The 25515-nt window shown below is 64.8% G+C and carries 11 protein-coding genes; 7 read left to right on the top strand and 4 right to left on the bottom strand.

Annotated features, from left to right (window positions below; genetic code table 11):
• Window positions 1–5 precede the first annotated feature (5 nt).
• From FJ974_RS12510 to FJ974_RS12495, 4 genes are all read right to left on the bottom strand, one after another.
• Window positions 6–1040: an ABC transporter permease gene (locus FJ974_RS12510; RefSeq protein ID WP_140535237.1), complete on the bottom strand. Its 1035-nt coding sequence runs from the start codon at window positions 1038–1040 to the stop codon at window positions 6–8.
• A 149-nt stretch (window positions 1041–1189) separates the two neighbouring features.
• A complete protein-coding gene (locus FJ974_RS12505) occupies window positions 1190–2848 on the bottom strand; it encodes an ABC transporter substrate-binding protein (protein ID WP_140535234.1) in 1659 nt (552 codons plus the stop codon).
• A 253-nt stretch (window positions 2849–3101) separates the two neighbouring features.
• On the bottom strand, window positions 3102–11024 hold the full coding sequence (locus tag FJ974_RS12500; RefSeq protein ID WP_226891585.1) for a translocation/assembly module TamB domain-containing protein: 7923 nt from the start codon (window positions 11022–11024) through the stop codon (window positions 3102–3104).
• Window positions 11025–11026: 2 nt separating this feature from the next.
• Window positions 11027–12955, bottom strand: coding sequence for an autotransporter assembly complex protein TamA (locus tag FJ974_RS12495; protein ID WP_140535231.1), 1929 nt, complete (start codon window positions 12953–12955; stop codon window positions 11027–11029).
• A gap of 279 nt (window positions 12956–13234) precedes the next feature.
• On the opposite strand from FJ974_RS12495, the gene FJ974_RS12490 reads away from it, so the two are divergent.
• The 7 genes from FJ974_RS12490 (at window position 13235) to FJ974_RS12460 (ending at window position 25515) form a co-directional block, all read left to right on the top strand.
• Entirely contained in the window at window positions 13235–18715 is a 5481-nt protein-coding gene (locus FJ974_RS12490; RefSeq protein ID WP_140535228.1) for an alpha-2-macroglobulin family protein, read from the top strand.
• A gap of 90 nt (window positions 18716–18805) precedes the next feature.
• A complete protein-coding gene (gene pbpC / locus FJ974_RS12485; protein WP_140535225.1) occupies window positions 18806–20896 on the top strand; it encodes a penicillin-binding protein 1C in 2091 nt (696 codons plus the stop codon).
• A gap of 100 nt (window positions 20897–20996) precedes the next feature.
• Window positions 20997–21308 (top strand): hypothetical protein, encoded by a 312-nt coding sequence (locus FJ974_RS12480; RefSeq protein ID WP_181177200.1) that lies wholly within the window; start codon window positions 20997–20999, stop codon window positions 21306–21308.
• A gap of 265 nt (window positions 21309–21573) precedes the next feature.
• Window positions 21574–22602 carry a sulfate ABC transporter substrate-binding protein gene (locus FJ974_RS12475; RefSeq protein ID WP_140535220.1) on the top strand — a complete coding sequence of 343 codons (1029 nt, stop codon included), beginning with the start codon at window positions 21574–21576 and terminating at the stop codon, window positions 22600–22602.
• Window positions 22603–22710: 108 nt separating this feature from the next.
• Entirely contained in the window at window positions 22711–23562 is an 852-nt protein-coding gene (cysT, locus tag FJ974_RS12470; RefSeq protein WP_140535217.1) for a sulfate ABC transporter permease subunit CysT, read from the top strand.
• Complete coding sequence (gene cysW, locus FJ974_RS12465; protein WP_140535215.1) at window positions 23555–24439, top strand: sulfate ABC transporter permease subunit CysW; 885 nt, start codon at window positions 23555–23557, stop codon at window positions 24437–24439. The genes cysT and cysW overlap by 8 nt, the downstream gene beginning before the upstream one ends.
• Before the next feature lie 35 nt (window positions 24440–24474).
• The gene (locus tag FJ974_RS12460) at window positions 24475–25515 is read left to right on the top strand and encodes a sulfate/molybdate ABC transporter ATP-binding protein (protein WP_140535212.1); all 1041 of its coding nucleotides are present in this window, start codon (window positions 24475–24477) and stop codon (window positions 25513–25515) included.

Raw genomic sequence — 25515 nt, 5'->3', positions numbered from 1 at the left:
TCCCCCTACTGAACCCTGATGCGCGGATTGAGAAACGCATAGCCGACATCGGAGATGAGCTGCGTGATCAGCACGATGAACACCGAGACCAGCGAGCAGCCGAGCAGAAGGTCGATGTCGTTGTTGCCGGCGGCCTCGACCAGCGTGTAGCCGAACCCCTGGTACCGGAACATCACCTCGACGATGACGACGCCGGTGAGCAGCCACGGGAACTGCAGCATGATGACGGTGAACGGCGCGATCAGCGCGTTGCGCAGCGCATGCTTGACGACCACGTTGCTGAAGGAGAGGCCCTTGAGGCGGGCGGTGCGGATATATTGCTGTGTCATCACCTCGACCATCGAGGCGCGCGTCATGCGGGCGATATAGCCGATGCCGTAAATCGCCAGCGTGATCACCGGCAGGGTGAAATTATAGAAGGTGATGCCCTGGCTGGCGGAAGCGGCCGAACCGTTCAGCCAGCCGAGCCAGGAGGCGAAGATGACGGTGAAGATGACGCCCGACACATATTCAGGCGTCGCCGTCGAGGCGATCGAGGCGACCGACAGCGTGCGGTCGGTGCGCGAGCCCTCGCGCATGCCGGCGAGAATGCCGATAAGCAGCGAGATCGGCACCATCACCGCCAGCACGCAAAGCATCAGGATGCCGGTGGCGCCGAGCGCCGGGAACAGCTTGGCGGCAACCGTCGTCTTGAACTTGGTCGAGCAGCCGAAATCGCCTTCGAGGACGCCGGAGAATTTCGGCTCCAGCGGGTCGTTGCAGAACGTGAAGCGCTGCGTCGTCTTTCCGGTCGCCGGATCGGTGATCGGCTGCTTGGGCAGGACACCCAGCCATTGGCCGTAGCGCGCGAAGAAGTTCTGCCGGTAGCCATGGTTCACCAGCCAGCTTTCAAGCTGCTCGGCCGAGGTGTGCATTTCGGTCTGGCTGATCGCGAGCTTCTTCAGATTGGGCTCGAGATTGACGAGGAAAAAAACGACCAGCGTCAGGCACAGCATCGTGAGCAAAATGGTGCCGATGCGTCTGGCGATGAATGAGAACATTTGCACCCCCTGCCGGCCGGGTTGGGGTCAGATACGGTCAACCCTTGTGTCGAAAACCTTGTGACGTCACGCCGCCGCCGCACGACATGCAACGGCGGCGATGCTGCGGATACGAGAGGCTGCGCCCCTCGTATCCGTCGAGCAATGAATCACGCCTGGTCGAGCCAGACCTTGCCGAAGTCGTGCTCGTAGGTGGGGTGCATCGAGTGGTTCTTCACCTCGGGCTTGATGTTGATATAGAGCTTGCGCCAGTAGGGCTGGATGATGATGCCGGATTCCTGCAGCATCGTCTCGATGTCCTTCATCACCACCTTGCGCTTCTCGGCATCGGCGATGCCGAGGGCCTCATTGACCTTCTTGTCGAATTCCGGATTGGCGTAGGCCGTCTCGTTCCAGGCTTCGCCGGAGCGGTAGGCGATGGCGATGACCTGGATACCCAGCGGGCGCATGTTCCAGTTGGTTTCCGAGAACGGGTACTTCGTCCAGTCGTTCCAGAAGGTCGAGCTCGGCAGCACGGTGCGCTTCACCTTGATGCCGGCCTCGCGCAGCTGCGCCGCGATCGCGTCGGTGGTGTTCTTGTGGTAGTCCTCGTCGTTGCTGATCAGCTCGTGCTCAAAATCGATCGCGCCGGCTTCCGTCAGCATCTGCTTGGCCTTGGCGATGTCGCGCTTGATCTCCGGCAGCTTGACATATTCCGGATGGATCGGCGCGACATGGTGGTTTTCGGCCGGCGTGCCGGCATTGCCGTAGCCGAGCTGCAGCACGGTGGCATTGTCGACGGCAAGCAACATCGCCTGACGGACCTTCTGGTCATCATAAGGCTTGTGGGTGACGTTGAAACGCGACACCACAGTGGCTGCCGTCACGACTTCCGAAACCGGAGCGCCGACGTCGGCGATGATCTTGGTGTAGTCGGCGGTCGTTTCGTGGTTGGTCTGGACTTCACCGGACTCGAAGGCCGAAACCGTCGCAGCCGGATCGGTGCCGTAATCGATGAACTCGACGCCGTCGAGGAAAGCCTCGCCCTGCCACCACTTGCCGGTCGTGCGGCGCTTGTAGACCACCTTCTGGCCGACGTCGTAGGAGACGAGCTCGAACGGGCCGGTGCCGATCGGGCAGGCCTTGAAGTTGGCGCCCTTCTCGTCGAACGTCTTGTGCACGACCAGCGCCGGATAGTCGCACAGGTTCGGGATAATGGCGATGTCGGGCTTGCTCAGCTTGAGCTTGACCGTCATGTCGTCGACCTTGACCACGGAGCCTTCGCGCAGCTTCTTGGTCTTGTCGTCGACGAGGCTGCCGAGACGGCCCGGCATCGAGTTGCCTTCCGCGCCCTTGTCGGCCCAGCGGGTGAAATTGTAGACGATGTCGTCGGCGGTGAACTTGTCGCCGTTGTTCCATTCGACGCCCGGCCGCACATGCAGCGTGTACTCGGTGGCGTCGTCGTTGATGTCCCAGCTTTCGATCAGATATGGGGCGAATGTGTATTCTTTGGTGTATTTCACCATCGGCTCGAGCGCCTGGCGCTCGGCATTGGCAATCTCCGACCAGTCGGCCGTCCGCGGATCCTTGGGGTCCTTGATGGACATGGCGACCTTGATCACGCCACCCTTCTTGCCCTGCACGTCTTCGGCCCTGGCCGGGGTCGGAGCGGCGAGGCCGAGCATGCCGTATGCCATGGCGGTCGAAGCGCCGAAGATACTGGCGAGCGCCAGGAATTCGCGGCGGTCCACCTCGCCTGACTTGGCCTCTTCGGCCATCGCCAGAATGTGGTCCGGAACGCGGTCACCGTTACTTTTGTAGATTGCCATGACTATCTCCCATTGGTTGGCTTTCTGCCTTTTAACATTCCGCATCCAAACCGTGATGTCAAAAAACGGTGTGAATTGGGAACAGGTTAGGGAATGTGCAACTTAAGATGCAAGCCGGTTCGCGCGATAGCGACAGTCATGACGCAAAATTGCTATTGCGCCGCAGATTTCTGAAAAATCGCCCGGGCAATTAAATCAAGACATTTTAGACGGATAAGGCCAGGCGCATCGTCCGCGGCGCAAGCCGGGAACGTCAATATTCGCGCTCGTAGAAGATGCCGCCCTTGGCTTCGCCGGCGTCGTTCGCCTCGCCGCGCAGCTTGACGCCGCGCCCGACATCGAGGTCGATCGTCGCCTTGCCCGAGCCCGGCTTGTCGCCCTTCTGGATCGTCACATAGGTGCGGTCGTTGAGATATTTGCCGGCCGACACCGCGGTGCCGCCTTTCTCGTCCGTCGTCACGTCGAGATCGTCGATGCCGATGGCGCTGCGCAGATTGTCGAGCAGCGAGGTCGTGCCGCCGGCCCCGGCCAGCTGCGCGGCCGCATCGGCCAGCTGCGCGATCTGCAGCGGCGACAGGTTCGACATCGAGCGGCCGAAGATCAGCTGCGCCAGCACCTCATCCTCGGGCAGCGCCGGCACCGAGGAGAAGGTGAACTTCGGATTGGTCGCCTCGCCCGATACGACGATGGTGACGGTGGCGCTGCTGGTCGTCGTGGTCGCAGTGAGGTTGAGGTAAGGCACCAGCGAGCCCGAGAAGCCGACCGTGCCATCGGTGAAAGTCAGCCGCTTGGCGAGGATCGTCAGCCGTCCGCGCTGCAGGGTGAAGGTGCCGACCGCCTGCGGCGACGATGCCGGCCCGGTCAGCCGGAGCGAGCCACCGAGTTCGGCATCCAGGCCCCTGCCCTGGATAAAAATCTGGTTCGGCGCATTGACGGTGACGTCAAGGGCGAGACCACCGCCTTTATTGCTGTTGGCGCTGGACGAGGCCGGACGCAGCGCCTTGTCCTGCGCGCGCACCGCACGCGGCGCATTCTTGTGCTTGACGTCGAGCGCCGACAGCGATCCCGGCAGCTTTTCCGGCACCGTGATGACCGTCTTCGCCAGATTGATGGTGCCCGCGATAACCGGCGCCGAGACGAGCGGCCCTTTGATGGTCAGATCACCGCCGAGATTGGCGGTCACCACCCGGCCGTCGATGTAGCGGCCATCGGTGAGCTTGACCGACAGATTGGCCGGAAAACCTTGCGCCGGCGTGATGCCGACCGTGCCGCTGGCCGACACGCTGCCGCGCGTTGACAGCGTGCCGGTCAGGCTATTGAGCCTGGCAACGCCGCCGCCGATCGAGACGTCGGCGGCGATGTCGTTGACCGCAAGGCCGGAGCGCGCGTCGATAAAGCGCGCACCCGACGTGGTGACTTTGCCGCTGATCACCGGCGCGGATGCCGGGCCGCGCACCTGCACGTCGACATTGGCGGTGCCGTTAAGCGCCAGGCCTTGCGCGGCAAGCTTGGCGGCAAGGAAGGAAAACGGCACCTTGCCCTTGAAGTCGAGCGCCAGCGTCGGTGTCCCTGCCGTCGTCACCGTGCCGCCGCCCTTCAGGCCAAGTCCGGCCGCGTCGCTGAGATTGGCGTCGAAGGCAAGCTTGTTGCCGGCAAAATTTCCCGACGAAGTCACGTTTATCGCGCCAAGCCCGGCGCCGCGGGTCTGCGATGTCTGCACACCGGACCCATTGACGTTGAAGGCAACGGACGGGCCGGCCGGCGCGCCCGTCACTTTCACCGTTCCGGAGATCGAGCCGGCTGCATCGAGGCCGGGCGAGAAACTGTTGGCGAGCGAGATGGGCACCCTGGCGAGATTGGCGTTGACATCGAGCGCCTGCCCGACCTTGCCGGTCACCGTCGCCGTGCCGCCGCCGAGGTTGAGCACCAGCCTGTCCAGCGTCGTCGCGCCGTTGGCGATAGTCACCGTCGAGGGTTGCGCGATCGCCGCCTTGATGCCTTGCACCGTCGCCTGGCCGGAAGCGAGCTCAATGGTTGTCGTGCCGTTCGCCACTTTCACCCGCCCGGTGGCCTTTGCCGGAATGTTCTTGACGGTGGCGCCGCCGGAAAAGCCGGTCCAGTCGCCATCGCGCTTGAGGTCGACGTCGACGCCGGTGACGGCAGTGCCGCCCGAAATGACGCTCTCGGCACGAACGGTGCCGGCGATGACAGGGGCAGCCATGTAATTGGCGACTTGCGCGTCGACGGCGACATTCTTCGCCGAAAGATCGCCGCGCTTGATCGCCGCCGTGCTGGCCTTCACGACTACGTTGGGGGGCCCATTTGCCGTCTTGGTGAAGACGATCGTGCCGCGCACGTCACCTTCGGCTTTTTCCAACGCAAGGGCGGCCAGTGGGCCGATGTCGGGCAGATCGAGCGAGACGGTGCCGGCCGGCACGAAAGCTTCGTCGAGCGCGAGGTCGCCGGAAATCTTGCTCGAGCCCAGCGACAGCAGCAGCCCGTTGACGGCGCGGTTGCCATTGGTGGTCGCCAGCACCGCGCTGCCTTGCAGGGGTTGCCCGGCGACATTGCCGGTAAGCTGCACATTGGCCGCCGGATTGGCGGCATCGGCCTTGCCGGTCGCGATCAGCCTCAGCCCGGTGATGTCGCGCGCCGCCACCGAAAGCCGGTCGCTGTTCACCGTCAACGACAGATCCGGCCCCATGATCGGGCCCTGCGCATTCATGGCAAAGGCGATGGCGCCCTTGGCGTCTTTCGACAGCTGCGAAACGTCGCTCAACGCACCCCTGATGTCGGCGGCAACCTTACTGTCGACAAGGCTCGCCCGCCCGTCGGCGCTCAACGCGCCCGAGATCAGCTTCAGGCCGTCGATATTGATATTGCCGCCGGCATCACGCTTCAGCGCAGCGCTCAACTGCGCGGTGTCGCCAAACATGCCGCGCACCGCCGCCGGCAAGGCGGAAGACGCAACGTCGGCTTTCAGATTGAGATCGACGGCGCCGTCGCCGAGCGACATCCGGCCAGCGACCTGGCTGTTGAGCGCATCGCTCTTGAGCGAGCCGCTGTCGACGGCGACGGAATCCGTCGTCAGGCGGCCGTTGACCTCGGCCGTTACCCTGCCGGCAATCAGCGGCGCGATCATGGGATTGTCGAGACTGATCCTGTCCACAGACACGGTGCCGGAAACCGGACCCGCCCGCGCCTTGAGATCGAACCCATCCGAGTGCAGCGCCACGGCAAGACCGCCCATCTTCGCCTGGCTGGCGGCAACGGACGGCAGAACAGCCGACACATCCAGGCGAGCCTGCGTGCTTTGGCCCGCGATCTTGGCCGACAATGACTGGACCTCGATCCTGACCGGGCTCTTGGCGCTGCCGACCGTCAACGGCAGGCTTGGCCCGGATGACGCGAGATCGAGGGAAAAGTCGCTGGCGCCGTTTGGATTGATGGTGCCGCCGGCCTTGCCGGAAATCTTGTTACCCGAAAGCGTTGCGTGGTCCAGGGCTACGCCGCCCTTCAGGCTGTAGCTGCCCGCGGCGTCGAGGTTGAGCGGCCCCAGCCCGGCCTGCCGGGTCTGATTGCTTTCAGCTCCTGTGAGTTGGGCATTGAACTGGATGTCGGGGCTGGCGGAGGCACCCGTGACGTGCGCCGTGCCGGTCAGCAAACCGGCGGCGTCGAGGCTTGACACGAAACCGTTGGCAAGTGCTGCCGGCAGATCGGCGAGATTGGCCGTTAGATCAAGGGCCTGGCCGGCCGTTCCGGTGACCGTGGCCGAACCCCCGCCGAGATTGAGCGCCAGCTTTTCGATGCTGGCCACGCCATTGGCAATCGATAGGCTTGACGGCTCGGCGATCGCCGCCTTGATGCCCCGCACCGTCCCCTCGCCGGAGGCGATTTCGACATTGGTCGTGCCGTTGGCGATCTTGACGCGACCGGTTGCTGTGGCCGGAATGCCGGCCACCGTGGCGCCGCCGGAAAAGCCGGTCCAGTCGCCGTCGCGCTTGAGGTCGACGCTGATGCCGGTGACGATGGTGCCGCCGGAGGTCACGCTGTCGGCGTGGACCGTGCCGGAGATGACGGGCGCCGCCAGATAATTGGCGATCTGCGCATCGACGGCGACGTTCTTCGCCGAGAGGTCACCGCGCTTGATCGCTCGGGTGCTGGCCTTGACGGCGACGATCGGTCCGCTGGCTGCTGTCGAGAACGCGATCGTGCCTCGCACGTCGCCTTCCGCCTGTTCCAGCGCAAGTGCCGCCAGCGGCCCGATGTCGGGCAGATCGAGCGAGAGGGTGCCTGACGGCACGAACGCCTCGTCGAGCGCGAGGTCGCCGGAAATCTTGTTCGGACCCAGCGACAGCAACAGCCCGTTGACGGCGCTTTTGCCATTTGTGGTGGCGAGCGCCGCGCTGCCTTGCAGGGGCTGGCCAGCGACATTGCCGGTCAGTTGCACATTGGCCGCCGGGTTGGCTGCATCGGCCCTGCCGGTCGCGGTCAGTTTCAGTCCGGTGATCTCACGCGCCGCCACCGAAAGCCGGTCGCTGTTTACCGTCACCGAGAGATCCGGCGCCGTGGCGGCGCCGTGCGCGTCGAGCGAAAAGGCGACGGCGCCCTTGGCATCCTTGGACAGCAGCGAGATGTCGGCCAGCGCGCCCTTGATGGCGGCGCTGAGCTTGTTGTCGATGAGGCTCGCCTGCCCGCCGGCGGTCAACGCGCCGGAAGCAAGGTTGACCGGCCCGACGCTGACATTGCCCGCAGCATCGCGCCTGGCCGTGGCGCTGAATTGCGTACGCGCGGCCAGCACGCCACGCGCCGCAGCCGGCAGTGCTGCCGAAAGCACATCCGCCTTGAGATTGAAATCGACGGCGCCTTCGGCAAGCGATATCCGGCCGTTGAAGGCGCTGTCGACCGCGCCGCTGGTGGCTGACCCACTGTCGATCGTGATGGCGTCACCGGCAAGGCTGCCGGCGACCTTGGCGGTGACTTTGCCGGCTACCAGCGGTGCAACGGTCGGGTTGTCGAGATCGATCCGGTCGGCCGCGACGGTTCCGGAAACCGGGCCGGTGCGGTTCTCGATGTCGAAACCATCGGAATGCAGCGCCAGCGCCATGCCTGCCATCTTGACATGATTGGTCGCAGCGGACGGCAGCACCGCAGAGATGTCGAGCCGGGGCTTCGCACCCCGCCCCCCGGCCTTCGCCGATAAGGTCTGCAATTCGAGCGCGATCGGGCTTGCGGCGCTGCCGAATTTGAGCGGCACGCTCGGTCCGTTCGAGGCCAGGTCGAGCGAAAAATCAGTGGCGCCGTTCGGGTTGATGGTGCCTGCCGCCTTGCCCGAGATCTTGTCGCCCGAAAGCGTCGCTTGGTCGATGACGAGGCCGGCCGCGATGGAGACATTGCCGGCGGCATCGAGGTTGAGCTGCCCAAGGCCAGCCTGCCGGGTCTGGCTGGTTTCGGCTCCGGTCAGTTGTGCGTTGAAGCGAACATCGGGATTGGACGACGAACCCGTAACCTGCGCCGTGCCATTCAGCGTACCGACAGCATCGAGGCCGGGCGAGAAACCATTGGCCATCGCAGCCGGCAAATTGGCAAAAGTCGCGGTCAGGTTGAGTGCCTGGCCGGCGCTGCCGGACAGAGCAACAGCGCCGCCATCCAGACCGAGCGCAAGTTTCTCGATGTTGGTCACGCCATTGGCGATTGTCAGGCTCGATGGCTCGGTGATCGCCGCCTTGATGCCGCGAACGGTGGCCTCACCCGAAGCGATCTCGACATTGGTCACACGCTGCGCGATCTTGAAGCGGCCGGCGGCGGTGGCCGGAATGCCTGCCAGCGTCGCGCCGCCGGAAAAATTCGTCCAGTCGCCGTCGTGCTTGAGATCGATATCAATCCCGGTGACGACGGTGCTGCCGGAGGTGACGCTGTCGGCCTTGATCGTGCCTGAGATTCCCGGGGCTTTCAGGTAGTTGGCAATCAGCGCATTGACGGTGATCGCCTTCGCCGCCACGTCACCGCGCGCGATCGAGCCGCTGGTCGCATTGACGGTGACGGTCGGTGCCTCGCCATCCTTGGCCAGGCCGATCGTGCCGTTGATGTCGCCGGTCGCGGTCTGTCCGCCAAGTGCGGCAAGCGGCGCGATATCGGGCATGGCCAGCGTCAGCGTTCCAAGCGGCAGGAATTTGTCGTCGAGCGCCAGATCGCCCGAAACCTTGCTGTCGCCGAGCGACAGGCTGAGCCCCTTGATCGAGCGTTTGCCGTCAGCGGTAACCAGCGATGCCCTGATATCGAGCGGCTGCTCGTTGACGCTGCCGGTCAGTGAAACGTCGGCGGATGGGTTGGCAATGTCGGCCTTGCCCTTTGCCGAGAGCTTGATGTCTTTCACCATGCGGCCCGCCGCCGTCAGGCTGGCGCTATTGGCCGAGACGGAAAAGTCCGGCGCCCAGCGCGGGCCGCTGGCGGTCAGCGCGAAAGCGACCCCGCCGGCAAGCGGCGTGCCGGCCAGTGACGACAGCGACGAGACATCGCCCAAGGTTCCCTTGAGGTTGGCCTGGATGTCGGAGCCCTGGGCGCTGGCCGTGCCGCTGGCGCTGAGCGAGCCGGAGGTGAGTTCCAGCGAATTGGCGGCGAAGGCGCCTTGCGGATCGCGGGTCGCGGTGGCCGAGAATTTCACCCGCTCGCCAAGCAGCGAGCTGATCTGCGGCGGCAGCGCTTTCGATACGGCGTCGGCGTTCATCTTCAGCGTCATCGACAGGTCGGCGAGCGATACGCCGGCCGTCAGCGCGGCATTGAGCGCGTCGCTACGTAGCGTGCCCTTGTCGATGGTCACGCTCTCGCGGCTGATCGAGCCGGAGAGATCGGCGGCGAGCTTGCCCGTCACCAGCGGCGCCAGCGTTGCCACGTCGGTCTTCAGTCCGGCGGCCGCTAGCTTGATGCTGACCGGCCCGCTGCGGTTTTCGACATCGAAGCCGTCGGAATGGATCTGCCCGGTCAGATTGTTGAGCTGCGTGCCGCCGACAGCGACCGAGGCCAGCGCGGTGCCGATATCGACCGTCGGCGCCTTGCCGTCGCCAAAGGCTCGCGCGGTCGCCTTCGAGACCGCGACCAGGATCGGCACGGCGCTGGTGCCGACATCGACGGTGACGGGCTTGTCCTTGGCCGAAAGCTCGACGGCAAGGTCGCTGGCGCCTTTCGGATCGACGTTGCCGGTGGCGGTGCCATGCAGGGCGTCGCTCTCGATGTTGGCGTGCTCAATGTCGACACCACCGGCCGGGGTCGCCGTGCCGGCGACGTCGAAGCTCGTCTTGCCGGCAAACAGCGACTTGATCCTCTCCGGCAGGAAACGCTCGAATTCGCCGTCGCCCTTGGCCTCGATATGGTGGCCCTTGTCGGTAAGCTGGTGGCGGCCGGTGAGCTGGGTGACGATCTGGCGGTCGACGACGAAGGTGCCGATGCCGTTCCAATTGCCCAGCGGTCCCGTGCCCGTGACAACGATGTTCACAGGCGGCGCGCCCGGCAGATTGAGCAGGTTGGCGATGATGCCGCCCGCCGGCTCCGATGCCTTGAGGTCGAGATCGAGCTTGTTGTCGGCCGGCGCGAAATGGATCTTGGCGTCGACATTGCCCTGCTTGCCGTCATGCCGGCTGACGTTAAGCACCGTTTGGACCGCCAGCGGCGACGGATCGGCCTTGAGCGATCCCTCGGCAGCCAGCTCGGCAATGCCGCTGCCGGCCAGTTGCTGGCCAAGCGCGATCTCCGGCAGGTCGATCTGCCTGACGTCGATCGACACCGGCAGGTCCGTCGACCCGCCTTGCGACGGCTGCTGGCTCGCGTGCGGAAGCCGCGCCAGCTCGATGCGCTCCGCCGCGATACGGTCGGCGTCGAAGTTCCACGACAAAAGCGCCGTCGGCGACCAGTCGAGCGCCACCTTGCGGGCCACCAGCCATGGGCCGGCGCGGTCTTCCACCACGACATGGTCGAGCCTGAGCGCGCCCGACCAGATGCCCTCGATTCCAGCGACCGTGACCTTGCGGTCCTCGCTCGAGGCCATTGTGGAAATCAGGCTGGCGAGGTTCTGCCGGCCGCCTTCCGTGCCGGTCAGCACGAAAAGCGCGCCGAGCGCCACCACCACAAGCAGAAGCAGCGTGTAGAGGCAGATGCGGAGGATGCGCCAGAATATCTTCATCGTCAGAACGCCTGGCCGATGCCGGCATAGATGCCGAAATGCGGATCGCCCGGATTGCGGTTGAGCGGCACGGCGGCATCGATGCGCAGCGGCCCGAACGGCGTAATATAGCGCAGGCCGACGCCGGCGCCGACCTTGACGTTGGAGAAATCGGGGAACGACTTCGTCGAAACCGTGCCGGCATCGACGAAGGGCACGATGCCGATCGTATCGGTGATGCCGATGCGCATCTCGGCCGAGGTTTCGAAGAAGGACAGGCCGCCGATCGGCTGGCCGTTGATGTCCTTCGGGCCGATGCCTTGATAGGCATAACCGCGCACCGACCCGCCGCCGCCAGAATAAAAGCGCCGGTCGGCCGGCACGTTTTGCAGGCCGGTGCCGACGATCGAACCCAGCGTCGCGCGCTCGGCGAGCACGAACCTGCTTGCCGTATCGAGCGACTGATAGGCGTAACCCTCGCCTTTCAGCTTCAGAAAAGTCGCGCCGTTCAGGATGTCGTAGCTCGGCTCGGCATAGGCAAGCGCCCGAAACCCTCTGGTCGGGTTGAGCTTGTTGTCGCGGCTGTCATAGACATATTGCAGCGGCACGCTGGCGATCAGGTAGGTGTGCTTGCCGAACGCGTCGTGGATGCGTGAATAATCCAGATCGAATTCAGCCGAGACCCGCTGCCTCTTGTCGAGGTCGTAAGAGACGCCCACGTCGCCCTTGACCGAGAAATGGTCATAGGCGTCGGGGTGCTCCAGGACTGTCTTGACGCCGGTGAAGAATTTCGATGTCGGCCCGAGCAGGCCCGGCTTTTCGAACATGACGCCGGCGTTGTAGTTGAGCTCGGTGATCTTGTTGCTGCCGATGCCGCTGATGGCGCCATCGAAGCGCAATTTCTCGGCCTGGCCGAACAGGTTTCGATGTTCCCAATAGCCCTCGAGTCCCAGGCCTTCCGTGTTTGAGAACGTCCCGCCCATGCCGAAAAAGCGCGGCTTGCGCTCGCTGACCCGGACGTCGATCGGAATATTGCCGTTAGTGTCGAGTCTGTCGCCTTCCTTGACGGTCACGCTGTTGAAGACTTCGAGCCCGAGCAGGCGGTCGCGCGCATCGTCGATCTCTTGCGGCGAATATTGCTGGCCGCGCTTCAGCCCGGTCATGTATTCGGTGAAGTCGCGATCGACCTTCTCCGTGCCCTCGACCGTGGTGTCGCCGTAGCCGGCGACCGGGCCCGCCGCCACCGTCAGCGTCACGTCGAGCGTCGAGGTGGCGTGGTCGGCGACGATCTGGCGATCCGTCACCTTGGCGAGCGGCCTGCCCTCTTCCTTGAGCGCACGCACGATCGCGGCTTCGGCCTTGATCACCGCGCCCGATCCGGCATCGCCGCCGGCGATCAGGCCGAAATCGGCGCTCGCCAGTCCTGCGGCATCGCCTTTCAGCCTTATGTTGCCGAGCGTGAATTTCGGTCCGGCGGCAATACTGACGACCACCGGAATGGGCTGCGGCCCCTTGAATTCGGCATCCGGCGGCAATTCGTCAATCGACTTGCCCTGGATGGTGATGGTGACAACGCCTTCATAGCGGGCGTCGGCGTAAAGAGCGGCGACAAGCTGCTCGCGATCGCTGCGCGCCTTGGCCATCAGGCCGAGCGATCCCGAGACCGGATGCTCCTCGTCATTTTTGAGCGCCGAGGCGTTTTCAAGCCGCTTGACCAGATCCTTGTCGGCGTCCGGCGCGTCGATGGTCACCGAATAGCGCAACGGGTCGACAATGTCGGCATCTTCGTCGCTGGACGAGCCCCAGAGCTTGATGCCGAAAATCTCGAAGGCTGCCGCCGGCCGCGCTTCGCCGGCGAGCATTGTCATGCAAATAAGCGCAAAAAGCAGGGCGCGCGGAAGCCCGCGCCCTGGCGCGAACCCTCCTGACATCTGCGTTTCATGCGCCGGCATTAAGGTAACCTAGTCGACAAAACTAAAATTGGAATGAAGTTCTGAAACGTTCGTAAAGGGGCCACAATCCAATTGTCTGAAATAGACCGGGCTTGGAATTCACACCTTTTGCATTTTCGCAAGAAAGTGTGATCCTTCTCACAGAGGTTCTGTCGAAATACCGGCCTTTGGCCGGCACGGAAACCGTTCGCGGGTGATAAACCTGCGGCGCTCCTGGCGTTGACAAGCCTGACCGAAGCTTGATCATGCCTGGACGCAAGCAATGTCTGGGAGGGTGATGTGGCAATGCGCGCGGCTCGTGGTCTTTCTTTTTTCGTCCTTCTCTTTTTCGCCCTGGGCGGCGCGGCACTTGCGGCCGAAGCCCGGCGCATCGTGACGACGGACAATTCCGACTATTTCGGCTTCGACCTCAGGTCCGAACAGAATGCCAGCCTCGACCAGTGCAAAACCACATGCCTCGGCGACCCCGCCTGCCGCGCCTTCACCTACAACACCAAGGCCAAATGGTGTTTTCTCAAATCCGACTATAACCAGCTGAAACCTTTCAGCGGCGCCGTCGCCGGCAAGATCGCCAATGTCGATGGCGACCCCGATATCGGTGCTCCGCCGGCGCTGGCCTTCTTTCCCAACTGGATGGCCGACCAGGCCCAGCAATTCCGCAACAAGCTGACCGACCCGGCCTACGACAAGCCGACCGAAGGCTTGGCCGCGCTCCAGGCGGCGGCCGAGCAGGCGGCGCTCACCGGCGATCATCGCCTGGCCATGCAGAAGTATCAGGCCGCCGTTTCCGTCCTGCCCGACGACGGCGCGCTCTGGCTGGCGCTGGCGCGCCAGACTCTGGCCGTGCAGCCGGCTGCCAACACCTCCGAACCCTCGACTTTGCCGGCAAACGTCACCTCCGCCGCCTTCAACGCCTATAAGCTCGTGCGCACCGCCAAGACCCGCGCCGAGGCGCTGGCGCTGCTTGCCGCCGGTCTCGACAAGCGCGACCTCTTCCGGCCCTCCCTGCAGGCCTATGAGGCGAGCCTCGCACTGGTCAGTTCGCCGGCCGTGCAGGCCGACTATGCCGATCTCAAGGCGCGCAAAGGCTTCCGCGTCGTCGACCACTCGGTCGACGCCGATTCCAGTTCGCCGCGCATCTGCGCGCAGTTTTCCGAGGAACTGGTCAAGACCGGCGTCGACTATTCGCAGTTCGTCACCGTCGACAGCGCTCCCCCGAAGGGCGTCGAGGCCAAGGACAAGCAGATCTGCGTCGAAGGGCTGGAACACGGCCAGCACTATGACGTCACCTTCCGTGCCGGCCTGCCGGCCGCGGTCGGCGAGACGATCGCCGCTCCGGTCGTGCTGTCGATCTATGTCCAGGATCGCGCTCCGTCGGCCCGCTTCACCGGCGACAGCTTCGTGCTGCCGTCCGGCGCCCGCCGCGGCATCCCGGTCGTCACCGTCAACATGACAGCCGCCAGGATGAAGCTCTACCGCATCGGCGACCGTTCGCTGGCGCAGCTTCTGTCCGGCTACCAGTTCCTGCATCAGCTCGACAGCTATGATATTTCCACCATTTCCGACCAGATGGGATCCCCGGTCTGGGAGGGCACGCTCGATATCGCCAACGACCTCAACAAGGAGGTCACCACGTCGTTTCCGGTCGATGAGGCGATCCCGCAGCGCAAGCCCGGCGTCTACGTGCTGACCGCGCAGGCCGTTAACGCCAAGGAAGACGACTACGGTTCGCTGGCCACCCAATGGTTCGTCGTCTCCGATATCGGCCTCTCCACCTATACCGGCCAGGACGGGCTCAATGTCTTTGCCCGCTCGCTCGGCAGCGCCAAGCCGATCGGCGGCGCCGAAGTCACGCTGCTTGCCAAGAACAATGAAATCCTCGGTACCGCGACGACCGATGCCGCAGGCCACGCCGTCTTCAATCCCGGCCTGACGCGCGGCGAAGGCGGCATGGTGCCGGCCGTGCTGATGGCCAAGCAGAGCGATAACGACTTCGTCTTCCTCGACATGGGCCGTGCCGGCTTCGACCTCTCGGATCGCGGTGTCGAGGGACGCGCGGCACCCGGCGCGCTCGACGTCTATGCCTGGACCGAGCGCGGCATCTACCGCGCCGGCGAGGACGTGCATGTCGCGGCGCTCGCTCGCGACGGCGCCGCCAAAGCGGTCGAGAACCTGCCGCTGACCTTCATCTTCACGCGTCCCGACGGCGTCGAGAACCGCCGCATCGTCAGCGACGGCGCCTCCGCCGGCGGCCACGCGGTGGACCTGCCGCTCGAGCCCAACGCCATGCGCGGCACCTGGACGGTATCGATCTACACCGATCCCAAGCAGGCGGCGGTGGCCAGCCAGATGTTCCTGGTCGAGGACTTCGTGCCGGATCGCATCGAGTTCGACCTGACCGCCGACAAGAAGGAGATCGCCCAGGGCGAGACCGCCAATGTCAATGTCGACGGCCGATTCCTCTATGGCGCGCCGGCCGCGGGCCTGGCGCTCGAAGGCGAGATGACACTGTCGACCACCAGCACCTGGGACCGGTTCAAGGACTTCACCTTCGGCCTTGCCGACGAACAGTCTGCCGAACCGACGGTGACACCGTTCACCAATCTGCCCGTGGTCGGCGATAACGGCAAGGCGACCTTCCCGGTCTCGATCGACAAGTTGCCCTCGACCACCAAGCTGGTCAACGCCAAGGTCACGGTGCGGATGCGTGAAACCGGCGGCCGCGCCGTCGAGCGCTCGCTCGATATCGCCGTCCACCCCGAAAAGGACATGATCGGCATCCGTCCGGATTTCGAAGACGGCGAGGTGCCGCAAGGCGGAACCGCAAAATTCAGCATCATCGCGGTGGACCCCAACGGCAAGCGCGAGGAATTGAAGGGCGCCCAGTGGTCGCTGGTCAAGGTCGAGCGCAATTACCAATGGTACCGCTCCAACAATTCCTGGAACTACGAAGCGGTCAACCTTACCAAGGCCGTCGCCAACGGCCAGATCAACCTGAAGGCCGACGGCGAGGCGACCGTGTCGCTCCCCGTCGACTGGGGCCGTTACCGGCTCGAAGTCGAGACGGCGGATCCGGACGGGCCGGCTACCAGCTATGAGTTCGACGCCGGCTGGTATGTCTCCTCCACCACCACCGAAACCCCGGACGCCCTGGAGATCGCGCTGGACAAGGATAGTTACGCCGCCGGCGAGGTCGCCAGGCTGAAAATCTCGCCGCACTTTGCCGGCGAACTGCTGGTCACCATCGGCGCCGACAAATTGCTGAAGACCGTCACGGCAACCGTGCCGGCCGGCGGCAGCACCGTCGACATCCCGGTCGGCGACGACTGGGGCGCCGGCGCCTATGTCACGGCGACTTTGTTCAGGCCGGGCGACGCGCAGGAAACGCGCATGCCGGCACGCGCCATCGGCATCGAATGGCTGAAGGTCGATCCCGGCTCGAAGAAGCTGACTGTTGCTTTGACGCCGCCAGAAAAGACCGTGCCGCGCCAGCAGCTGTCGATCCCGGTCTCGGTCGCCGGCGCTCAGGCCGGCAGCAACGCCTATGTCATGGTTGCGGCGGTCGATGTCGGCATCCTGAACCTCACCAACTACAAGGCGCCGGATCCCGAGGACTGGTTCTTCGGCCAGCGCATGCTCGGGCTCGAGATCCGCGACATTTACGGCCGCCTGATCGACGGCTCGCTCGGCACCGCCGGCAAATTGCGGACCGGCGGCGACGGCGCCAACATGCAGTCGCAAGGCAGCCCGCCGACCGAAAAGCTGGTCGCCTTCTTCTCCGGCCCGGTGGAGCTCGACGCCAACGGCAAGGCGCGCATCGACTTCGACATTCCGCAGTTCAACGGCACCGTGCGCGTCATGGCGGTGGCCTGGACCAAGGAAGCCGTCGGCCACGCCCAGACCGACGTCATCGTGCGCGATCCGGTGGTGATCACCGCCGGCCTGCCGCGCTTCCTGGCGCCGAACGATGCCGCCACTATGCGCCTCGACATCGCTGACACCGACGGCCCGGCCGGCGACTACAAGCTCTCGGTCACCACCACCGGCGACCTCTCGACCGGCGACAAGCCTTTGCCGCAGACGCTGACGCTCGCCCAGGGCAAGCGGCAGACGCTCTCCTTCCCGCTGATTGCACACACCGCCGGCGATGCCTCGATCACCGTCAAGCTGGCCCACGCCGATGGCACCACTGTCGAGCAGACGCTCTATATGCCGGTGCGTCCGGCGCAGCTTCCGGTCACCAACCGCATGGTGGTCGACCTGAAGCCGCATGGCGGCTCGCTGCGCGTCGATAAGGAGCTGCTTGCCGCAAGCGTGCTCGACGGCGCGTCCGTCAGTGTCGGCGTTTCGCAGTCGTCCGCGCTAGACGTGCCCTCGCTGTTGATGACGCTCGACCGCTACCCCTATGGCTGCGCCGAGCAGACCACCAGCCGCGCCATGCCGCTGCTCTATGTCAACGACATGGCCAAGAGCATCGGCATGGAGAGCGACCCCGACCTGCATCAACGCGTCCAGGACGCGATTTATAAGGTCCTGTCCTACCAGGCGGCGAGCGGCAGCTTCGGCCTCTGGGGTCCAGGCTCCGGCGATCTCTGGCTCGACGCCTATGTCACCGAGTTCCTGACCAGGGCGCGCGAGCAGAAATATGACGTGCCGGCGCTGGCGATGAACCAGGCGCTGAACAATCTGCAGAACTCGCTCGGCTACGACCAGGATGTCCAGGATCGCGGCAGCGAGATCGCCTATGCGCTCTATGTTCTCGCCCGCAACAAGAAGGCCTCGATCGGCGACCTGCGCTACTACGCCGACACGCGGCTCGAAGCCTTCTCCAGCCCGATGGCGGTCGCCCAATTGGCGGCAAGCCTGGCGCTCTATGGCGACACGCAGCGCTCGGAAGCCACCTTCCAGACGGCGTTGCGGCTGGCGCAGTCGAGCACCGAATACGACTATTACCGCTCCGACTACGGCTCGCCACTCCGCGACGGCGCGGCGATGCTGGCGCTGGCGGCGGAATCGAAGCCGGTGCCAAGCATCATGCCGCAGTTGATCAAGCTGGTGGGCCGCGAGCGCGCCGATGCCCGCTGGACAAGCACCCAGGACGAATCCTGGATGCTGCTGGCGGCGCGGGCGCTGAAGGAAGGCAATGATTCCATCACGCTTTCCGTCAACGGCGCGCCGCATTCGGGCGGTTACTCCGACCAGGTCGCCGGCAGCAACCTCGTCGATAGCCCGCTCACTATCGCCAACACCGGCACGACGCCGCTGCAGGCGGTCGTCACCACGGTGGCGTCGCCGGTCGAGCCGCTGCCGGCAGGCGGCGACGGCTTCACCATCGATCGCACTTACTACAGGCTCGACGGCACCGAAGCCAACGTCACCGAGGTCAAGCAGAACGAACGCTATGTCGTCGTGCTCAAGATCTACGAGCAGAACAAGTGGCCGTCGCGCCTGCTGATCACCGACCTGTTGCCGGCCGGTTTCGAGATCGACAATCCGGGCCTCGTTTCCAGCGCGCAATTGTCAAACTTCTCCTGGCTGGCGCAGACCGACGCCGCGCATCTCGAGTTTCGTGACGACCGTTTCGTCGCCGCCTTCAATCCGAACGAGGGCGACAGCAACCGCAACATCATGCTGGCTTACGTGGTCCGCGCGGTGACGCCCGGCACCTATGCGCATCCGCCGGCGACGGTGGAGGACATGTACCGTCCGGCATATTCGGCCCGCACCGCCAGCGGCGTGATGGAGATCAAGGCGCCGTAAGATGCGAAGGTCGTCAGCGTTGCCAACAGCCTCCTTCTCCCCGTCCCTATACGGGGAGAAGGTGCCGGCAGGCGGATGAGGGGCAGCGCCATGCTCTCCAGAAAAATCCTCCGGCGAACCGCCATCACAGGCGTTTGCCTCGCCGGCTTTCTTGCCCTCTCCGTCGCCACCCTCTGGCAACTCGACCGCGCCTTCCCGCCGCCGCTGCCGGCAACGCTGACCGTCTCGACCGAGGTGCAAGACCGTGACGGCCAGCTGTTGCGCGCCTTCGCCACGCCGGACGGCTACTGGCGGCTCGAAACCCGGCTCGACCAGGTCGACAAGCAGTTTGTCGACATGCTCGTCGCCTATGAGGACAAGCGTTTTTGGGATCACCGTGGCGTCGACATCCTGGCTTTGGCGCGCGCCGCCGGTCAGTTGGCCACCAGCGGCCATATCGTCTCCGGCGGCTCGACGCTGTCGATGCAGCTTGCCCGGCTGATCGAGCCGCGCGACAGCCGCAGCCTTGGCTCCAAGCTCAAGCAGATGCTGCGCGCCATCCAGATTGAGCGGCGGCTGACCAAGCGCGAGATCCTCGAACGCTATCTGACGCTGGCGCCCTATGGCGGCAATCTCGAAGGCGTTCGCGCCGCTTCGCTTGCCTATTTCGGCAAGGAGCCGAAGCGGCTGACGGTCTCGGAAGCCGCCCTCCTCGTCGCCTTGCCGCAATTGCCGGAAAAGCGCCGGCCCGACCGCAACCTCGGCATCGCCCATGCCGCCCGCGACCGCGTGCTCAACCGCATGGTATCGGCTGGCCTGCTCGGCGAACGCGAGGCCGCGCGCGCCGCGCTCGACGACGTCTCCGGCTTGCGCCGCAAGCTGCCGGCGCTCGCCGCGCACGCTTCCTATGCCATGCTGCCCAAGGCGGAGCCCGGCAAGCCACTGCAGCTGACCATCCGCAAAAGCGTCCAGGAAGGCCTGGAGCAGGTGGCCAAGAACGCCGCCGCAAGGCTCGGGCCAAAGCTCTCGGTCGCCATGGTGATGGCCGATGCGCGTACAGGCGACATCCTCGGCGAGGTCGGCTCGGCCGATTTCTTCGACGCCAGCCGCTCGGGTTGGATCGACATGACCAAAATCGTGCGCTCGCCGGGTTCGACGCTGAAGCCGTTCATCTACGGGCTCGCCTTCGAGCAGGGGCTGGTGGCGCAGGAGATGATCATCGAGGACAGTCCCGCCGATTTCGGCGGCTACCGGCCGAAGAATTTCGACATGGGCTACCAAGGCGACGTCTCGATCCGCCAGGCGCTGCAGCTGTCGCTCAACGTGCCGGCCATCCGCGTGCTCGACGCCGTCGGCCCGGCCAGGCTGACGGCGCGCTTCCGTCAGGCCGGCGTCAATCCCATATTGCCGGTCAACGAGGCGCCGGGCCTGGCCATCGGCCTCGGTGGCGTCGGTGTGACCCTGCGCGACCTCGTCCAGCTCTATACCGGGCTTTCCAATGGCGGCAAGGCGCACACGCTGCATGACGGCACCGAGCCGGCCAATGCCGAGCGCACCACGGCCACCATCCTCGACGACCAGGCGGCCTGGCAGATCGACGACATCCTGTCCGGCGTGAAGCCGCCGGAAGGCGCCATGCAGCGCGGCATCGCCTACAAGACCGGCACCTCCTATGGCTACCGCGACGCCTGGTCGGTCGGCTTCGACGGCCGCCACGTGCTGGGTGTCTGGGTCGGCCGCGCCGATGCCGGGCCGGTACCGGGCCTCTCCGGCTATGTCTCGGCCGCGCCCATCCTGTTCGAAGGCTTCGTCCGCTCGGGGTTGGCCAGCGTGCCGCTGCCAAGCCGCCCGCCGGGCGTCTTCAACCCCAAACGCGAGGACTTGCCGCTGACGCTTGCCCGCTTCGGCGCCGGATCGGACGGGCTAGTGCAGGCGACGCCGACCGAGCCGGCGCCGACCATCATCTTTCCGCCGGACGGCGCTCGCGTCGATCTCGGCACCAATTCGGCCGACGCCACGCCGCTGGTGCTGAAGCTGCAGGGTGGCCGCGCGCCGTTCCGCTGGCTCGCCAACGGCAAGCCGCTCGCCGGCATCGACCGCCGCCGCACCGCCACCTGGCAGCCCGACGGCACCGGTTATTCAACCCTGACGGTGATCGACGCGGCCGGCCGCGCGGCAAGTGTGAAGGTGTTTGTTGAATAGAAAACGGCAAGCGATTCAGGGGATTGCGCTTTTTGGGCTGAAGCCCGGCGCGAGGCCCCCCTCTCTGCCCTGCCGGGCATCTCCCCCTCAAGGGGGGAGATTGGATTTCGCATCCGTTTTCGCCAACCGTCAAAGGTTGAGCGCGACACCGAAGCTGCTGATCTCCCCCCTTGAGGGGGAGATGGCCGGCAGGCCAGAGAGGGGGGCCTCGCGCCAATCTTTGGAAGCATTCTTCGCAGCGCTTGCGCTAACAATCGCGATCCCTCCCCCAGCCCGTGCCAATCCCCTGCCCGCCGGCTTCGTCAGGCTCGCCGATGTCGATCCCACCATTCGCCAGAACATCCACTATGCCAGCCTCGAAAATTCCCGCGTCGCAAGGCCGGCGGCTATCACGCGCTGGTCTGCATCCTGACCCGACAGGCGGCAAAGGCGGTCCCCAACGTCCAGAAAGCGGCGACCGCCAAGTAGGTTTCGGCCTGCGTAGGGCTTGCCCGCACACAGGCCGCTTCTAGTTAGGCCCGCTGACGCGGAGTAGCCGGTGTCGTTTTGAGGAAAATATTTCCTCCTTGACCGGCTGCTCGGCGAAAAATTGCTTCAAGGAGATGAAAAAGGCAACATTCGAATGCATCTAAATTCTATAAACTCGGTAGAGTTCGTGCAGTTCAACGGAGACGGAAATGACCAAACCTCATTTCAGGAAACTGCTCGGCGCGCTGGTCGCCGCATCTGTCCAGTTCGGCACGTTGGGCTTCGCTTTTGCCGACACAACCATCCTCAATGTGTCCTATGACCCGACACGTGAACTCTACAAGGCCTATGACGAGGCCTTCGCCGCGCACTGGAAAGCCGAGACCGGCGAGACCGTCACCATCCAGCAGTCGCATGGCGGATCGGGCGCCCAGGCCCGCGCGGTCATCGACGGTCTCGACGCCGACGTGGTGACGCTGGCGCTCGAGGGCGACATCAACGCCATCGTCGACAAGTCGAAGAAGATCAATCCCGACTGGCGCAAGAAATTCGAAAACAATTCAGCTCCTTACACCTCGACCATCATCTTCCTCGTGCGCAAGGGCAATCCCAAGGGCATCCACGACTGGAACGATCTGGTGAAGGATGGCGTGCAAGTGATCACGCCGAACCCGAAGACGTCCGGAGGCGCGCGCTGGAATTATCTTGCCGCCTGGGCCTACGCCAACGCCCATGACGGCGGCGACGAGGCCAAGAACAAGGAATTCGTCGGCAAGCTCTACGCCAACGCTCCGGTGCTCGACACCGGCGCGCGTGGCTCGACCGTGACTTTCGCGCAGAAGGGCCTGGGCGACGTGCTGATTGCCTGGGAAAACGACGCCTATCTGGCGCTTGACGAGTTCGGCGCCGACAATTTCGACCTCGTCTATCCACCAACCTCGATCCTGGCCGAGCCGCCGGTGGCTGTTGTCGACGCCAATGTCGACGCCAAGGGCACGCGCAAGGTGGCCGAAGCGTATCTCGGCTGGCTTTACTCAAAGGAAGGGCAGACGATCATCGCCAGGAACCACTATCGTCCGGCCAAGCCCGAGCTGGTGGCGCCGGAAGATCTGCCCAAGACGCCCGATATCAAGCTGATCTCGATCGACGATCCGCTTTTCGGCGGCTGGAAGAAGGCACAACCTTACCATTTCGGCGACGGCGGCATATTCGACCAGATCTACCAGCCAGCCCAGTGAGATCCGCCCAGTAAGACCCCCGAAGGCCCGGTTGACCCGATCGGGAATGCCGGCTGAACGACTGCCAAGTCATTCCGGTTTGAATAAGAAGGGACGATCCAGAATTCTATGACCACAACACCCGCGCGAGCGGGGTGGCGGTTCAGACAGCCGAGCGTCGTTCCGGGTTTCGGATTGACGCTCGGCTTCTCGCTTGCCTACCTGACGCTCATTATTCTCATCCCCTTGTCGGGGCTGGTCTGGCGCTCGGCCGCGCTCGGCTGGACCGAATTCTCGGCGATCGCCACCGACCGCCGCACCCTCGGCGCGCTTCAGATCAGCTTCGGCGCCGCCGCCATCGCCGCCGCGGTCAATGTCGTCTTCGGCACCCTCGTCGCCTGGGTGCTGGTGCGTTATCGTTTTCCCGGCCGCCGCATCGTCGATGCCATGGTCGATCTGCCTTTTGCGCTGCCAACCGCGGTCGCCGGCATCGCGCTGACCACGCTCTACGCGCCGAACGGCTGGATCGGCTATCTGCTGGCGCCGCTCGGCATCAAGGTCGCCTACACGCCGCTCGGCATCGTTATCGCGCTGATCTTCATCGGCCTGCCCTTCGTCGTGCGCACCGTGCAGCCGATCATGGAGGAGATCGACAAGGAAGTGGAAGAAGCGGCCGCCACGCTTGGCGCCAATCGCTTCCAGATCATCACCCGCGTGCTCTTTCCGGGGCTGGCGCCGGCCATCACCACCGGCTTTGCGCTCGCCTTCGCGCGCGGCGTCGGCGAATACGGCTCGGTCATCTTCATTGCCGGCAATCTGCCCTACAAATCCGAGATCGCGCCGTTGCTGATCGTCATCCGGCTGGAGGAATACAATTACCCGGCGGCGACCGCGATCGCGGCGATCATGCTGCTTTTGTCCTTCGTCATGCTGCTGGTCATCAATCTGGCGCAGACATGGAGCCGCAAGCGCTATGGCTGATCCCGAGATCAAATCCTACGAGCCGCACCACGAGAGCCAGTCGGCGGCGGTGACCGAAAGCCGGCCGGTGAAGGCCGTGCTGATGGCAATCGCCTTCGCCTTCCTCGCCATATTCCTGCTTCTGCCGTTGATCGTGGTTTTCCACGAGGCGCTGGCCAAGGGCATCGGCGCCTACACGGAAGCGCTCTCCAGCCCCGACACCGGTTCGGCGATCCGCCTTACCCTGCTGGTGGCGGCCATCTCGGTGCCGCTCAACGTCGTCTTCGGCATCTCGGCGGCCTGGGCGATCGCCAAGTTCGAATTCAAGGGCAAGGCGTTTCTGACGACGCTGATCGACCTGCCCTTCTCGGTCTCGCCGGTTATTTCCGGCTTGGTCTATGTGCTTCTGTTCGGTGCTCAAGGGTTGCTCGGCGAATGGCTGAAGGCGCACGGCATCCAGATTTTGTTCGCCGTGCCCGGCATCGTGCTTGCCACCATCTTCGTCACTTTCCCGTTCGTCGCCCGCGAATTGATCCCGCTGATGCAGGAACAGGGCAATGGCGACGAGGAGGCGGCGCTCTCGCTCGGCGCCAATGGCTGGCAGACCTTCTGGTATGTGACGCTGCCCAACGTCAAATGGGGGCTCCTGTACGGCGTGCTGCTATGCAATGCGCGCTCGATGGGCGAATTCGGCGCGGTCTCGGTCGTGTCGGGCCACATACGCGGGCTGACCAACACCATGCCGCTGCACGTCGAAATCCTCTACAACGAATACAACGCCGTCGGCGCCTTCGCCGTGGCTTCGCTGCTGGCCGGCCTGGCGCTGGTGACGCTGGTCTTGAAAACACTTCTCGAGATGCGCTACGGCGCCGAAATCGCCGCGACGCGCGGACATTGAATGCGTACGCCGTGCATCAACTAAAAGGTTTGTAAATGGAAGTTCGCGTTGCCAACGTGCGCAAGGAGTTTGAGCGGTTTCCGGCCCTCCGTGACGTCTCGCTCGACATCAAGTCGGGCGAGCTTATCGCGCTGCTTGGACCGTCCGGCTCCGGCAAGACGACGCTGCTCAGGCTGATCGCGGGGCTCGAACGGCCGACGCGGGGAAAAATCTTCTTCGGCGACGAGGACGCCTCGCAGAAGTCGATCCAGGAGCGCAATGTCGGCTTCGTCTTCCAGCACTACGCGCTGTTCCGCCACATGACGGTGGCCGACAATATCGGCTTCGGCCTGAAGGTCCGGCACGGTGCGGCACGTCCCTCCGCCCAGGAGATCCGCCGCCGCGCCTCCGAGCTCCTCGACCTCGTCCAGCTCACGGGACTGGAAAAGCGCTATCCGGCGCAGCTCTCCGGCGGCCAGCGCCAGCGCGTGGCGCTCGCCCGCGCCATGGCGATCGAGCCCAGGGTGCTGCTGCTCGACGAGCCGTTCGGTGCGCTCGACGCCCAGGTGCGGCGCGAGCTGCGACGCTGGTTGCGCGAGATCCACGACCGCACCGGCCACACTACCGTCTTCGTCACCCACGACCAGGAAGAAGCACTCGAGCTTGCCGACCGCGTCGTGGTGATGAGCCAGGGCCGCATCGAGCAGGTCGGCTCCGCCGACGAGATCTACGACACGCCGAACTCGCCCTTCGTCTATTCCTTCATCGGTGAATCGAGTTCGCTGCCGGTCAGGGTCGAGAATGGCGAGATCTGGATCGCCGACCGGCCGATCGGCCTGCAGGCGCCGCACGCGCCGTCCGGCGAAGCGCTGCTCCACTTCCGCCCGCACGACGTCGAACTGCTCGACGGCTGCAGCGGCTGCATCGCCGGCACGGTTGCCGCCAGCCGCCGCGTCGCCGGCACCAGGCGGGTCGAGCTTGAGATCGGCGGCGAGCGCCAGCGCGTCGAGATCGAACTGCCGGTCGACCATCCAGCGGCGCAAAAAAGCCGCGTGGCGTTCCGGCCGCGGCGCTGGAAGCTTTTTCCGGCGGCCTGA

It is taken from the genome of Mesorhizobium sp. B1-1-8, assembly GCF_006442795.2.
Taxonomy (GTDB): domain Bacteria; phylum Pseudomonadota; class Alphaproteobacteria; order Rhizobiales; family Rhizobiaceae; genus Mesorhizobium.
Note: the sequence above shows the minus strand (reverse complement) of the source record. Positions and strands in the feature narration are given on the sequence as shown.